General features: G+C 71.3%; 10 protein-coding genes. 4 read left to right on the forward strand and 6 right to left on the reverse strand.

What is annotated here, in order from left to right; genetic code table 11:
• The first annotated feature begins 90 nt into the window (after positions 1-90).
• Positions 91-546: an ATP-binding protein gene (locus ACFV8T_RS23055; protein ID WP_266430109.1), complete on the forward strand. Its 456-nt coding sequence runs from the start codon at positions 91-93 to the stop codon at positions 544-546.
• Positions 547-587: 41 nt separating this feature from the next.
• Here the strand turns inward: ACFV8T_RS23055 and ACFV8T_RS23060 are convergent, their stop codons facing one another.
• The 3 genes from ACFV8T_RS23060 to ACFV8T_RS23070 form a co-directional block, all read right to left on the reverse strand.
• The gene (locus tag ACFV8T_RS23060) at positions 588-2,951 is read right to left on the reverse strand and encodes a GH92 family glycosyl hydrolase (protein WP_385330378.1); all 2,364 of its coding nucleotides are present in this window, start codon (positions 2,949-2,951) and stop codon (positions 588-590) included.
• A 134-nt stretch (positions 2,952-3,085) separates the two neighbouring features.
• Entirely contained in the window at positions 3,086-5,695 is a 2,610-nt protein-coding gene (locus tag ACFV8T_RS23065; protein WP_385330381.1) for a PA14 domain-containing protein, read from the reverse strand.
• A gap of 159 nt (positions 5,696-5,854) precedes the next feature.
• On the reverse strand, positions 5,855-6,535 hold the full coding sequence (locus tag ACFV8T_RS23070; RefSeq protein ID WP_385330384.1) for a (2Fe-2S)-binding protein: 681 nt from the start codon (positions 6,533-6,535) through the stop codon (positions 5,855-5,857).
• A gap of 224 nt (positions 6,536-6,759) precedes the next feature.
• Between ACFV8T_RS23070 and ACFV8T_RS23075 the strand changes: the two genes are divergently transcribed.
• Positions 6,760-8,046 (forward strand): DMT family transporter, encoded by a 1,287-nt coding sequence (locus ACFV8T_RS23075; RefSeq protein ID WP_385330386.1) that lies wholly within the window; start codon positions 6,760-6,762, stop codon positions 8,044-8,046.
• On the opposite strand, the gene ACFV8T_RS23080 is transcribed toward ACFV8T_RS23075, so the two are convergent.
• The 3 genes from ACFV8T_RS23080 to eat form a co-directional block, all read right to left on the reverse strand.
• Positions 8,016-9,326, reverse strand: a complete 1,311-nt coding sequence (locus ACFV8T_RS23080; RefSeq protein ID WP_385330389.1) for a transglycosylase family protein — start codon at positions 9,324-9,326, stop codon at positions 8,016-8,018. The two genes, ACFV8T_RS23075 and ACFV8T_RS23080, sit on opposite strands and share 31 nt — an antisense overlap.
• A 128-nt stretch (positions 9,327-9,454) precedes the next feature.
• Complete coding sequence (locus tag ACFV8T_RS23085) at positions 9,455-10,177, reverse strand: gamma-glutamyl-gamma-aminobutyrate hydrolase family protein (RefSeq protein ID WP_385330392.1); 723 nt, start codon at positions 10,175-10,177, stop codon at positions 9,455-9,457.
• Between the two features lie 107 nt (positions 10,178-10,284).
• The gene (gene eat / locus ACFV8T_RS23090) at positions 10,285-11,754 is read right to left on the reverse strand and encodes an ethanolamine permease (protein ID WP_385330395.1); all 1,470 of its coding nucleotides are present in this window, start codon (positions 11,752-11,754) and stop codon (positions 10,285-10,287) included.
• 281 nt (positions 11,755-12,035) lie between these two features.
• Here eat and ACFV8T_RS23095 point away from each other — a divergent pair, with 281 nt between their 5' ends.
• Positions 12,036-13,400, forward strand: coding sequence for a glutamine synthetase family protein (locus tag ACFV8T_RS23095; protein ID WP_385330398.1), 1,365 nt, complete (start codon positions 12,036-12,038; stop codon positions 13,398-13,400).
• Between the two features lie 38 nt (positions 13,401-13,438).
• A complete protein-coding gene (locus ACFV8T_RS23100; protein ID WP_385330400.1) occupies positions 13,439-14,827 on the forward strand; it encodes an aldehyde dehydrogenase family protein in 1,389 nt (462 codons plus the stop codon).
• The last annotated feature ends 3 nt before the right edge of the window (positions 14,828-14,830 follow it).

Consider the following 14,830-nt stretch of genomic DNA (forward strand, 5'->3'; position numbering starts at 1 on the left):
GGTCCTTCCCGGAGTGGGACCGTTCGTCGCGGGTAGGCGGACATCGAGAAGCTGTCACCGAACACCCCTGCGTCGCCCTGGCTGGAGCACATGAACGAACAGGTCACCTCGCGACCGGCCGGCTGCCCCTGCCCGGACCGGTCCACGGAGGTTCTGCACAGCGCCGAGGTGTTCGACGGCGAGCCCGGCTGCATCGCGCAGGCACGGGCACTGGCCGACCGCTTCCTGGTCCGGCTGGCCGCCGAATGGCTCGCGGTCTTCGGTGAGCACACCCGCAGCGATCTGCTGCTGGCGGTGAGCGAGCTGGTCACCAACGCGGACCGCTACAGCCAGGGCCCGTATCTGCTGGAACTGGAGGGCACCGCAGAGCGCGTCAGCGTCACGGTGTACGACTCCAGCACCGCCCTGCCGCTGTTCTACTCACCCGATCCGACGCGCCCCGGCGGCCATGGCATGGAGATCGTGGTGGCGCTGTGCGACCGGCTGACCGCCGAACGCGTGCCGGTGGGCAAGCGCATCCGGGCCGAGTTCGAACTGAGCAGCTGAGCTGTGGGGCGGGCGGGACGCCGCCCGCCCCACGACCACCGTCAGCCCAGGGCGGGCGGGGCGTCCGCGGCGGAGGTGCCCCAGGCCGACGGCTCGCTGCCGACCGTGAAGGAGAGCGAGCGGGCCGAACGGATGTCGTCGGTGGTCAGGTAGGTACGCGACCGCGCCGTGCCGTCGAGGCGGGCCGACCGGATGTACCGGTCCGTGGCCGAGGCACCGGGTGCGCTGACCGTGAACGAGCCGCGCGGGTAGTAGCGGCGGTCGAGGCTGATGTCGACGCGCTCGAAGGCGGGTGTGGACAGACCCCAGGTGTCGGTGCCGGGCTGGACCGGGAAGACGCCGATGGCGGACAGCACCATCCATGCGGACATGGTGCCGAGGTCGTCGTTGCCGGTCATGCCGGTCGGGGTGTCGGTGAACAGGGTCAGGGCCGCGTGCACCACGTCGGTGGTCTGCCACGGCCGGCCGGTGGAGAGATAGGTGTACGGGGCGATCAGGTCGGGTTCGTTCTGCGGGTTGTACTTGTCGGCGTTGTAGTACGCGTACGGGCCGTTGACCCAGACCTCACGGGCGGTCTTCGCGGGGTCGGCGAGCAGTTCGTCGTACGCGAAGAAGGAGTCGAGCCGCTGGTTGGCGGCGTCCTTCCCGCCGATCAGCGCGACCATGCCGGGCAGGTCCTGCGGGACGAGCCACTGGTACTGCCAGGACGTGCCCTCGTGGAACCCTTCGCTCTCAGCCGGGTCGGCGGGTCCGGTGAAGGCCCCGGCGGCGTCGCGGGCGCGGAAGAAGCCGGTCGAGGGGTCGAAGATCTTCCGGTAGTTCCGGGCGCGTTCCGCGTACCGCTTCGCGTCGGCCTCGTGGCCGAGATCGCGGGCCATCTCACCGAGCATCGCGTCGGACAGCGCGTACTCCAGGGTGGCGGAGGCCCCGTGGTCGTAGTCCGAGTCGCCGGGCTTGGCGTGCTGCCGGTCCTTGATGTACGGGGCGAACCCGTCCTTGAGGTACTGGACGTTGGCCTCGCGGCCGACGGGTGCGGAGTCGGCGGGCGGGACGCCGTCGGCGTTCTTCTTCAGGGCGCGGTACGCCTCTTCCTCGTGCCCCTTCAGCAGCCCCTGCTGGTAGGCGTTGGTGAGGAAGGGGGTGACCGGGTCGCCGGTCATGATGTTCGTCTCGACCGTGCCGTAGCCCCACTTGGGCAGCCAGCCGCTCTCGGCGTCGATGCGCAGGACCGAGAGCGCCATGTCCCGGGACTCGCGCGGGGCGAGGAGGGAGAGGAGCTGGGCCTGGGTGCGGTAGGTGTCCCAGAGCGACCAGTTCTGGTAGTAGGTGAAAGCCCCGTCGGCGGCGACAGCTCGGTGGACCTTCTGGTCCCAGCCGGTGTAGCGGCCGTCGGTGTCGCTGCCGATGTTGGGGGCGAGGAAGGACCGGTAGAGGGAGGAGTAGAAGGTGCGGCGGAGCCGGTCGCTGCCGCCCTGCGCCGTCACGCCTTCGAGCCGCTTCTCCCAGGCCTGTTGAGCGGCGTGCTCGACGTGGTCGAAGCTGCGGCCGCCCTCGGCATGGAGGTTGAGTGCGGCGCCCCTCGCGTCGACGTAGCTCAGGGCGGTGGTGGCCTCGACCGTGCGGTCCTTCGTGGTGTCAAAGCGCAGCCAGGCTCCGTTGCGTGCGCCGGTGGCCGAGGATTCCTCGGAGCCTTCGGTGACGGTGTCGCCGTTCCAGGTGCCGGAGGTGGTGAACGGCCGGTCGAAGCGGGTGATCGTGTAGAGCGTGTACGGCTTGGTGTCCTGGCAGAATCCGCTGCCGGTGATCGCGGTCCGTACCGTGCGGTTGTCGAGGATCTCCACCTCGGACGAGAGCGTCCGGTGCAGCGACTGGCCCGCGTTGAGCAGGACGTTGGCCTTGTCGGTGGCGGGGAAGGTGTAGCGCTGCACACCGGTGCGCCGGCTCGCGGTGAGTTCGGCGTCGATCCCGGTCTTCAGCCCGACCTTGTAGTAGCCGGGCCTCGCCTTCTCGTCGTCGTGGCTGAACTCCGCCGCGTACTTGGCGTAGTCGGTCTGCCTGATGTCGCCGGTGGTGGGCAGGGCCGGCAGATCTCCGCCGAGCCCGCAGCCGACACCGGAGAGATGGACGGTGGAGAAGCCGCGGATGTGGTTCTCGCCGTAGTCGTAGCCGGTGTTGTGGCCGGTGTCCGGGGAGAACTGCACCATGCCGAACGGCACGGAGGCGCCGGGGTAGGTGTTGCCCTCGTTCTGGGTGCCGATGAACGGGTTGACCAGGTCGGTCAGTTGTTCATCGGCACGGGGCGCGGCCTGGGCCGTGGCCCCGGTGGTGAGGAAGCCGCCGAGGAGCGCGACGGCGGCGAGTGCGGCCGCCGGACCGCGAAGTCGCGGCCGTGGGGTCCGGTGCATGGGGTACTCCTCCTTGGACAACGTTGTCAGAGCGCGATCATTCTTGGTTCCCCGGTGAGGTGCGTCAAGGGTTCGGGCACGAACGCCGCGGTCCGGCCCGGGGCGGACGGGACGGGCCGCGGCGGTGTCACGGGTCAGGCGGCGGGGCACCCCGCCACGACCGGCTGCGACGCATCGCGGACGAGTGCGTCCTGCGCCGCCCGGATCCGTTCGACGTCGGGCTTCACGATCCGGCGGTCGTAGGTGAGGAGCCCGTTCAACTCACCCTCGACGTCCGAGATCTGGGTGTAGACGGCGCCGTTGCTTCCCTTGCAGGCAAGCCTTCGCACCTCGTCGAGCCTGGCCAGGTAGTCGTCGGTGTAGGTGGCCGGGTCGACCGCGATGTACGACTGCTGTACGGCCCAGGCGTGCCCGGGTACGGCCAGCCCCAGCCCTCCGTACTCACCGCTGACCAGGGCGCGTTGTCCGTCGGGCCGCGGCAGCGCGGGGCTCGGGTAGCCGTGCGCGTCGGCGATGTCGCCGTTGCCGCCGTCCACCGCGCCGCAGCAGTTGAGCCCGCTCATGTTGTTCACCGGCCGGGTCGGGTCCCAGGACTTGGCCCGGTCCGCGATGCGGGCCTGGTCGTACTGGCCCCAGCCCTCGTTGAAGGTGACCCACATGACGACGGACGGGTGACCGGAATGTTCGTCGATCATCTCCTTCATCTCGCGCTCGTACTCGGCGCGGGCGGCGGTGGAGGGGTCGACGGTGTTCATCGCGGGCATGTCCTGCCAGACCAGCAGGCCCAGCCTGTCCGCCCAGTAGAACCAGCGGTCGGGCTCGACCTTGATGTGCTTGCGGACGGAGTTGAAGCCCATCGCCTTGTGCATCCGCAGGTCGTACGCGAGGGCTTCGTCCGTGGGTGCGGTGTGCAGCCCGTCGGGCCAGAATCCCTGGTCGAGGGTGGCCATCAGGAAGACCGGCTTGCCGTTGAGGACGGTGCGCGGGGTGCCGTTCACCTTCTCGACGGCGATCGACCGCATCCCGAAGTAGCTCCCGACCCGGTCCGATCCGACGCCTACCTCCAGCCGGTAGAGATGCGGATCGTCCGCGGACCACGGATGCGGTTCCGGCACGGGCAGCTCCAGCGCGGCGCCGGTGCGTCCGCCGACACGTCCGACCTTGCGCTTTCCGTCGTACGCGGTCGCCGTGACGGGCACCCCGTCCCGTACGCCGCGCACCTCGACGGTGACCTTCTCGCCCCGGACATCCGGGGTGATCTTCAGTGAGTCGGCGTGGTCGGCGGCGACCGGCTCCATCCACACCGTCTGCCAGATGCCGGACGACGGGGTGTACCAGATGCCGCTCGGATCGAGGCGCTGCTTGCCCATCGGCGGGTTCTCGCCGTTCGCGGAATCGGTGGGGTCGTAGACCCCGACGATGAGCTCCTGGGTCCGGCCGGGCTTCAGCGCATCGGTGATGTCGGCGCCGAACTTGTCGTAGCCACCCTGGTGTTCGGCCACCCGCCTGCCGTTGACGTACACCTCGGACCGCCAGTCGACGGCCCCGAAGTTCAGCTGGAGCCGCTTGCCGGAGCCGACCTTCCAGTCCTTGGGCACGGTGAAGGTGCGGCGGTACCACATCCGGTCCTCGTGCCGTTCGATCCCGGAGAGCTGCGACTCGACCGGATACGGGACGAGGATCCTCTCGCCGAGCTTCCTGCCGACCGGGGGCCGCACCCCCGCCTTCGCCGTGGCGAACTCCCAGGAGCCGTTGAGGTTCTGCCAGTTCTCCCGGGTCAGCTGGGGCCGCGGGTACTCGGGCAGCGCGTTGTGCGGCCCCACCTCGTCGGCCCACTCGGTGCGGAGCTGGTGCGTGGAGCGGTTCGGCCCACTGGACCAGAAGGCCCCGACGGCCTTTCCGTCCTCCCCGGCCAGCGCCCCCGCGCCGTCGTACCGGACATCGGCGAGCCCCTTGGCGTCCCCGGCCCTGTTGCCGACCACGGGTTCCTTGAGGGCGACGGTGAGGCTTCGCGGGTCGGCGGGATCGGCCTCGACGGCGCCGAGCGGCCACTCGGCGCCCCCGATGACGGCGTCGAGGTGGTTCGCCAGCCCGGCGGGCAGGGGTGCGAGCTTCTGCGCGAAGTCCAGCTTGAGCGTGCGGCCGTCGGCGAGGACGGTGGCGGCGATGGCCCCGTCGTACGCGATGCCGTCGGGCAGCCGGAAGGCGGACTGCGGCACCGGAACCTTGCTGCCACCGGGTTCGGTCCACTTCAGGTGGAGGTTGGATCCTCCCTCGTGCTCGAAGAACTCCACCTTGAGGTCGTACGCCCTGCCCGCGGTCAACTCGACCGGCTGCGAGGTCTGTTCCTTCTCCCAGTCGTCGACCCAGTGGTCGATGACCGGCTTCCCGTCGATCCAGAGCCGGAAGCCGTTGTCCCCGATCATCGAGAAGAGATGGGCGCCGGTTTCCTCCGGCACGATCTTTCCGGTCCACCGGATGCTGGCGTCGTCGCTCCGGCCGGTGGCCGACGCCAGCCGCGGTTCCAGCGTCGGGAAGTCGATGTCCGGGTCGAATCCGGTCGCCTTGAGCTGCCCGAAGTCGAAGGCGCCGGGGGCGGACTGGGTGTAGTACTCGCCCTTCAGACCATGTACCTCGCCGGAACCGGCGGGATCGGGGGCGGCCGATGCGGTGGGTACGGCGGCCGGACCGGCGGCGCCGAGAGCTGCGGCGAGAAGCAGTACCAGGTTCTTTCTGATGCGCACGGATCCTCCTGACTGAGGAAGGGTGGCGGCTCGTTGCAACAGGATGTACAACGTTGGAAGGAACGGCAGTTGGCATGACAGCACGACACCCGAGCCGGTGTCCAGGTGCATGACAAACCAAGGGGGATGCAAGCCTGGTGCCCGGAGGGCGGGGGTGTGTCAGGCGCTCTCGAAGACGCAGTCACCGCACAGGCCGCCGGCCGGTGCGCGGTAGTACAGACAGCAGCTGCGCCGGCGGAACGCCGCGTCGTGCGGGGCGCCGGTGTTCCGGAGGTCGGGGTGGTCGAAGAGTTCGGCGGACAGTGCGCGGGCCCGCGCGGCCACGTCGGGGCGGCGGTGCGTACGTGCCCAGGCGAGGAGTTGGCGCAGGGCTCCGGCCAGTGCGGACCCCGCGTTGCCCCACAGCAGCCGGTCGGACAGCGGGCCGTCCCGGTGGATCGCCTCGGCAAGGGGTACGAGGTGGCCGTACTGGACGACTTCCCGGATCCGGCAGGCGGTGCCGGGCAGCGATTCGGCACCGTCGAGCCACAGATCGTCGGGGGCCGGGTGCTGCGGGTCCCAGTGAAGAGCGCCGGGCGCAAGACCGGGAAAGCGGCCGGTCAGTGCCGCCGGTCCGAGAGCGACCGACCAGAGACGGGAGGCCAGTCCCAAGTGCGCGACGGAGGCGGCCACTCTGCGCTCGGAGGTGCCCAACCGGGCGGCGACGGTGTCGATACGGGCCGTGAGCGGGGTCGACTCCCCCGCGTACAACCGCGCCAGCGCGCGGTGCGCCCCGTCGGGCGGCGCGGTGGTGCGCAGCGCGAAGAATCCGCCCACCGAGGCCGTGGCGGACTCGTCCATCGCATGTGCTCCTTCCCGGCAACCGGCCGTCGGCCCCGACTGCGCGGGCACTGCGGCATGCCACGGCCCGCGGTCCACCGTAACCCGCGGGGTGAGAGCTCTTGAGTCCTCCGGAGGGAGGACTACCGTCCGGAGGAGGACACCGGGACTACGGCCGTACTACCAAAGCAGTACGCCGAATCGCCGCCTCAAGGACGACGACGCAGCCGCGTCGAAGGGACATCGTGGTGTACATGAGTTCCCTTGCGCTGTCCGTGCTGCTGTCACTGGTCTCCGCGGTCGCGTACGCGGCCGGGGCGATCGTCCAGGAGCGCGTGGCGACGACCGGCGACGGCAGCTCGCTCGCACCGCTGCGCAACCGTGTCTGGTGGGCCGCCGTGGCGCTGAACGGCGGGGGCGCGGTGCTCCATGTCGTGGCGTTGGCCTTCGGTCCGCTCAGTCTCGTCCAGCCGCTCGGCGCGCTGACCATCGTCTTCGCCCTGCCGATGGCGGCGCTCTTCGTGCGCCGGCGGGCGGGGGCCACCGCATGGCGGGGCGCGATCATGGCCACCGTCGGTCTGGCGGGTCTGCTGGCGCTCACGGGGAACGCCGAGTCCCACTCCCTGAACGGCTCGGATCAGCTGGTGGTCGCCGGTGTGGCGCTCGGTGCGGTCGCGCTGCTCGCCCTGATCTCCACGGGCGTGCGCCGACCGGTGGTACGGAGCGTGGTCCTGGCCGGAGCGGCGGGCATCGCGTTCGGCATCGCCTCGGTGTTCGTGAAGACGGTGGCGGTGGGGTGGGCCTCCGGCGCACTGGCGGCAGAGCTGCCGGCGCTGCTGGCGATCACCGGTTTCGCGGCCGCCGGGCTGCTGCTCTCCCAGGCCGCGTACCGGGGTGCCGGACTGACCGCGCCGCTGGCGACGGTGACCGTGGTGAACCCGGTGATAGCCGCGATCGTCGGCATCACGATGTTCGGCGAACAGTTCCGGCACGGCACGGCCGGAACGATGCTCGCGCTGGCCTGCGCGGTGGTCGCCGCGGGTGGTCTGATACTGCTCACCACGGAGCGCCTGGGCGCGGAGCACCGCGCCGCACAGGCAACGGGCAGCGGGCTCCCAGGGGCTCCGGTGGACGGAACGGACGCCGAGGGCGAGGAGAGCGAGGGCGCGGAACCCGGTGCCGAGGGCGCCGCCGAACCTGCTCGGGCACCCGGGGTCGCCGGGCTTCCCGGCCCCGTCCCCTCGACGCCCGCCGCCCCGGCGGCCACCCCGTCGGTGCCCGCCTCTTCGGCACCCGTGGCCCCGATGCCTGCCGGGACCGTCGAAGCGGTCCCCGGAACGTCCTCCGCGGCGCGTCCGCTGCCCGTGCTCATGCCGCTGGAGCGCCTGGGCCGGGTGGCGTTCGGGCCGGGTCCGTCGTCCTCCAGCGGCACGGAGCGGCGGGGCCGCCCGTCCGCCGGGCCCGCCGATCCCGATGACGCGGCCGAACGCCAGGGAGCGGTTCAGACGCTGACGCCGCCCGCCCTGAGGTAGGCCAGCGGGTCGACATCCGATCCGTAGCCGGGGCCGGTGCGGACCTCGAAGTGCAGGTGCGGGCCCGTGACATTCCCGGTGGCGCCCGAGCGCGCGATCCGCTGGCCCGCGGAGACATGCCGGCCTTCACGCACGTGCAGGGCGGACAGATGCGCGTACTGGCTGTACTTGCCGTCGCTGTGCCGGATGACGACCTGGTAGCCGTACGCCCCGCCCCAGCCCGCCGAGACGACCGTGCCGGAGGCCACCGCCCTGATCGACGTGCCGGTCGGGACGGGGAAGTCGACCCCGGTGTGATAGCCGCTGGCCCAGGAACCGGCCTGGTGGTACGGGGTGCCGATGCCGGCCGCCACGGGTGCGACGAGACCGGAGTGCTTCTCCGTCCGCTCCTTCGGCCGGTGGCTCTCGGTCTTCTTGGGGTGCGGCTTCGGCTTCGCGGTGTCGTGGTGGGGCTTCGCCGCCTGGTGCTGCGCCGCGGCCGGTCGCTGCTTCGGTTCGGCGGCCTTCCGGGGCTTCGGTTCGGCCTTCGGCTTCGCCTGCGCGGGCGTGCCCGTGCGGGGCGCCGTCCTCGGCGACCGGGCCGTGTCCAGGCTCAGGCGCTGCCCGGGAAGGATGAGGTCGGGGTCATCCCCCACGACCTCGCGGTTCTGTGCGTAGAGGTGCTGCCAGCCGCCCCGGAGGCGCTCGGTCGCCGCGATCGCGGAGAGCGAGTCGCCGCGTGCCACGGTGTACGACGCACGCTTGCCGGGCACGGTGGTCGGGGTGGCGGGGGTGGACGTCCGCTTCGTCGCCGGCTTGCCGGAGGCGGTCTTGCCGGAGGCGGCCTTGCCGGAGGCGGCCTTGCCAGGGGCCTGCACGTGACTGGTCCGCTGCGACTGCGGGGCGATGTCGGCGGCGCCCCCGCCACTGGTCAGCCCCGCCCTCGTCGAGCAGCCCGGCCACGCGCCCGGCCCCTGCGCGTCGAGCACCTTCTCGGCGATGGAGATCTGCTCGTCCCTGGTGGCCAGGTCGGCGCGCGGGGCGTAGACCGTGCCTCCGTAGGCCGCCCAGGTCGACCGGGTGAACTGCAGCCCGCCGAAGTAGCCGTTGCCGCTGTTGATGTGCCAGTTGCCGGTGGACTCGCAGGCGGCGACCTTCTCCCAGACATCCGCCGACGCGGCGCCCGCCGAAGCCGCTGCGATGAGCGGGAGCGCAATGCCCGCACCGCCCGCGGTGACCGTGAGCGAGGCACGGTTGATCCGGCTGGGCTGATATCTGCGGTGCCGTCCGTTCGCGGCCATGACTTGGCTCCCCCACTGGCAGTAGGACACGTCGCAAGCGCCCAACTTATGTGCAGGCAAAGGCCGATGACAAGAGAGCGGCCGGGCCCGCCCGTCCCGGCGGCGCCGCCCCGCCCGGCGTCCGGCGGCTACGGCACGGGCGCGCCCGTCCGGGTGGCGGAGCTTCGCCGGGCCGCCGCGTTCACGAGAGCGGTCATGACCCGGATGTCGTCGCCCATTTCGGGGTGCCACTGGACGCCCAGCACCAGGCTCTCGTGGTCGGTGAGTTCCACGGCCTCCACGGTGCCGTCCGACGCGTGCGCGCTTGCCGTGAGGCCGGAGCCCAGGCGGTCCACGGCCTGGTGGTGGTAGGTGGGCACCCTGCTCTGCTCGGCGACGGCCGCCGCGTACACCGTGCCCGGAACGGGTGTGACGGTGTGTTCGCCGAAGACTCCGGTGCCTCCGGTGTGCCCGTCCAGGTGCTGGTGCAGGGTGCCGCCGCGAGCGACGTTGAGCAGCTGCATGCCCCGGCAGATGCCCAGCAGCGGGACGTGCCGGTCGATCGCCGCCTCGATCAGGGCGAGTTCCCACGCGTCGCGGGCGCGTGCGGGCGCACCGGTGCGGGGGTCGGGCGACTCGCCGTAGCGTGCCGGTTCGACGTCGGCGCCGCCCGCGATCACCACGCCGTCCAGCGCCGCCACGGCCTCCCGGGCCGCGTCGGCGGTGTCGTCCGGCGGCAGCATCACCGCCAGGCCGCCGGCCGCCCGCACCAGGCGCGGGTAGGAGGCGGGCAACAGGGCGGCCGGCATTTCCCACACGCCCCACCGGGCCGGTTCCTGGTAGGTGCTGATGCCGATGACGGGCCGGGTCATGGCCCCCTCCTCCGGTTCGTTCGCTGCTCGGTCGTGGTGCGGCCCCTGTCGCGTACGGGTGCGGCAGGGGCGGGTGTACGTACAACGCCCGTACGTCGCGGTCCCGTTCAGTCCCGCGACAGTTCGGCCTCGGCCGCCGCCAGGGCGGCGAACTCCTCCTCCGGGGCGCTCGCGACGAGGCGGTGACGGCTGTAGAAGGCGAAGTAGGCCAGCGCCACCACGTACACACCGAGAGCGATGAACGCCGCGTCGCGGTCCACCAGGAAGGTCGCCACCAGTGCCGAGCATGCCAGTACGAATGCCACGGACGAGGTGAGCGCGCCACCGGGCGTGCGGTAGGGACGTTCGAGGTGTGGTTCGCGGCGGCGCAGCACGATGTGGGAGAGCGCCATCAGCGCGTAGCTGATGGTGGCGCCGAAGACGGCGACGTTCAGCATCCGGCCGCCGTTGCCGATCCAGGCGGCCAGCGCGAAGCCGATCGCGCCGGAAATCAGCAGGCCGAGGTAGGGGGACTTGCGGCGGTTGGTCAGCGAGAGGAAGCGCGGCAGGTAGCCGGCCCGGGAGAGTGCGAACAGCTGGCGGGATCCGGCGAAGATCAGCGAGAAGAACGAGGCCACCAGACCTGCCAGGCCCGCGTAGTTGACGAAGCGGCTCAGGCCGGTGGGACCGCCGCTTCCCTCCAGCGCGACCACGAGGGGGTTGCCCGCTTCCTGGATTGCCTTCGCGCCCTGGGCGCCGGTGGCGGAGAGGAAGGTGAGCACCGCCAGCCCCACCAGCACGGTCAGCGAAATGGCGAGCGCCCTCGGCATCGACCTGACCGGGTCCTTGGCCTCCTCGGCGGCGAGCGGCACGCCTTCGACGCCCAGGAAGAACCACATGCCGAAGGGGAAGGCGGCCCAGATGCCGAGCAGCCCGAAGGGCAGCCAGGACGAGGAGCCGAACGCGCCGGTGTCCACCGGGATGTCGTCGAGACGGGCCGCGTCGAAGTCGGTGAACGCGCCGATGGCGAAGACGAGCAGAGCGGCCACGGCGACGGCGGTCACGATCAGGCTGAACCGCAGCGCCTCGCCGACGCCCCAGAGGTGGATGCCGATGAAGACGGCGAAGCAGGCGAGGTGGACGGGCCGGCCGGAGGTGAGTCCGAACAGGCCGAGGGATTCCACGTAGTCACCGATGAACAGCGAGATGGCGGCGGGGGCGAGGATGTACTCGATGAGGATGGCCGTACCGGTCAGGAAGCCGCCCCAGGTGCCGAGGGCACGGCGCGCGAAGCCGTAGCCGCCGCCGGCGGTGGGCAGGATGGCGGAGAGTTCCGCCAGCGCGAAGACCAGGCACGCGTACATCAGCCCCATCAGCACGGTGGCCGCGGCGAGTCCTCCGAAGCCGCCCTTGGACAGGCCGATGTTCCAGCCGGAGTAGTCGCCGGAGACGACGTACGCGACGCCGAGTCCGGTCAGCAGGAGCCAGCCCGCGCTGCCCCGGCGCAGGGTGCGACGGTGCAGGTACTCGTCCGTACCGGTGACCGCGCCGGCCGTGCCGCCGGGTGGGCTGGTGGGGGTGTCGGTTCCCTGGGCCATGGGGCGCTCCAGATGTGGGTCGACGGCGCTGCGTCGAGGCGTGGGAGGCGAAGCGGGCCTTCATCAAAGGTTCACCAGCACACCTTTGTGGAACGCCAGGGGAAACACAAGAGGCACGCATCAAACAGCGTTAAGCAGTGGTTACGGATGTGCGCCGCGCTTGCGACGGGTACGCCGGGCACCTCGCCGAAGCCGATTCGCCACCACCGAGCGGACCCTCTTCCCAAGCAATGGTCCCCTGCCATACCTTATGGCTCTCGGTGCACCCAAGGAGGAATCCCGTGGCAGACCGCACACCCCCGCTCGCCGTCGAGGAGCTGCGCTCACTCGTCGCCAGCGGGTCCATCGACACCGTCGTCCTGGCCTTTCCCGATATGCAGGGCCGGCTCCAGGGCAAGCGGTTCGCCGCCGGGTTCTTCCTCGACGAGGTTCTGGAGCACGGTAGCGAGGGCTGCAACTACCTGCTGGCCGTGGACACCGACATGAACACCGTCGACGGCTACGCGATGTCCTCCTGGGAGCGCGGCTACGGCGACTTCGCCATGCTCCCGGACCTCGCCACCCTGCGCCTGCTGCCCTGGCACGAGGGCACCGCGCTGCTCGTCGCGGATCTCGCCTGGAACGACGGCAGCCCGGTCGTCGCCGCACCGCGCCAGGTCCTGCGCCGGCAGCTGGACCGGCTGGCCGGCCTCGGCTACCGGGCCCAGGTGGGCACGGAGCTGGAGTTCATCGTCTTCAAGGACAGCTACGAGGAGGCCTGGGACCGCGACTACCGCGGACTGACCCCGGCCAATCAGTACAACATCGACTACTCCATCCTCGGCACCGGCCGCGTCGAGCCGCTGCTGCGCCGGATCCGCAACGAGATGCAGGCGGCCGGGCTGACCGTGGAGTCGGCCAAGGGCGAGTGCAATCTCGGCCAGCACGAGATCGCGTTCCGCTACGACGAGGCGCTGGTCACCTGCGACCAGCACGCCGTCTACAAGACGGGCGCCAAGGAGATCGCCGCGCAGGAGGGCGTCTCGCTCACCTTCATGGCCAAGTACGACGAGCGCGAAGGCAACTCCTGTCACATCCACCTCTCGCTCACCGACGACAACGGTGACAACGCGATGGCGGGTGACGGCCCGGACGCCATGTCGGACCTGATGCGGCACTTCCTCGCCGGGCAGCTCGCCGCCCTGCGCGACTTCTCCCTGCTGTACGCGCCGAACATCAACTCCTACAAGCGGTTCCAGCCCGGCTCCTTCGCGCCGACCGCCGTCGCCTGGGGCCACGACAACCGCACCTGCTCGCTGCGCGTGGTCGGCCACGGCCGCTCCCGGCGCTTCGAGAACCGGCTGCCCGGCGGCGACGTCAATCCGTATCTCGCCACCGCCGGACTGGTCGCCGCGGGGCTGTACGGCGTGGAGCACGAGCTGGCTCTGCCGGAGGCCTGCACGGGCAACGCCTATACCTCCGAGTACGAGCAGGTGCCGACCACCCTGCGCGAGGCCGCCGACCTGTGGGAGGCGAGCCCCATCGCCAAGGAGGCGTTCGGCGAGGAGGTCGTCGCGCACTATCTGAACATGGCGCGTGTCGAACTCGCCGCCTACGACGCCGCCGTGACCGACTGGGAGCTGCGACGCTCCTTCGAGCGCCTGTGACCTCCGTCCCGTCCCCCACTCCCGATCGAGGCCCGTACGTGTCCCACCAGCCCGCACCGCACAGCCTGGACGTCCTGGACCCGGCCACCGCCGAGGTCATCGCCACCGTCCCGGCCGCCACCGCCGCCGACGTCGACGCGGCCGTCGCCCGCGCCGCCACCGCCCAGCGCGTCTGGGCCGCGGCGGCACCCGCCGACCGCGCCCGGCTGCTCCGCCGGTTCGCCGCCGTCGTCGACGAGCACATCGAGGAACTGGCCCTGTCGGAGGTCCGCGAGGCCGGTCACACCATCGGCAACGCCCGCTGGGAGGCGGGCAATGTGCGCGACCTCCTCGACTACTGCGCGGGCGGTGTCGAACGCCTGCTGGGCCGCCAGATCCCGGTCGCCGGCGGCATCGACTTCACCGTCCTGGAACCCCTCGGCGTCATCGGTGTCATCGCCCCCTGGAACTTCCCGATGCCGATCGCCGCCTGGGGCGCGGCTCCGGCGCTCGCCGCCGGCAACGCCGTCCTGCTCAAGCCCGCCGAGACCACACCGCTGACCGCGCTGCGCCTGGCGGAACTGGCCCTGGAGGCCGGGCTGCCCGGCGGACTGTTCCAGGTGCTGCCGGGCGAGGGGCCGGTGGCCGGCAGTGCCCTGGTGGAGCACCCCGGCGTGGCCAAGATCGTCTTCACCGGCTCCACCCGCACCGGCAAGCACATCATGACCCGCTGCGCCGAACGCGTGAAGCGCCTCACCCTGGAACTCGGCGGCAAGAGCCCGAACGTGGTCTTCGCCGACGCCGATCTGGAGGCCGCGGCGGCCGCTGCCCCGATGTCCTTCCTGGACAACGCCGGCCAGGACTGCTGCGCCCGGACCCGCATCCTGGTCGAGCGCCCGGCCTACGACCGCTTCCTCGACCTGCTGGCACCGGCCGTCGCCGCCGTGGTGGTCGGCGACCCGTCGGACGAGAAGACCCAGATGGGTCCGCTGATCTCGGCCGTCCAGCGGGAGCGCGTGAGCGCGTTCGTGGAAGACCTGCCCGACGGCGTACGGACGATCCTCGGCTCGGCGCCGGACGGCCCGGGGTTCTGGTACCCGCCGACCGTCCTCGCCGGGGTGTCGCCGGACGCCCCGGTGGCCGTCGACGAGGTCTTCGGCCCGGTCGCCGTGGTGCTGCCCTTCGACGACGAGGCGGACGCCGTACGGCTGGCGAACGCGACCGACTACGGTCTGGCCGGATCGATCTGGACGCGTGACGTGGCCCGTGCCCTGCGGGTCGGTCAGGGCCTGCGGGCCGGAAACCTCTCGGTCAACTCGCACTCCAGCGTCCGCTACGCCACGCCCTTCGGCGGCTACAAACAGTCCGGACTGGGCCGCGAACTCGGCCCCGACGCACTCGCCGCCTTCACCGAAACCAAGAACATCTTCATCAGCACGGAGGCCTGAGCA

This window comes from Streptomyces sp. NPDC059832, assembly GCF_042731715.1.
Classification (GTDB): Bacteria; Actinomycetota; Actinomycetes; order Streptomycetales; family Streptomycetaceae; genus Streptomyces.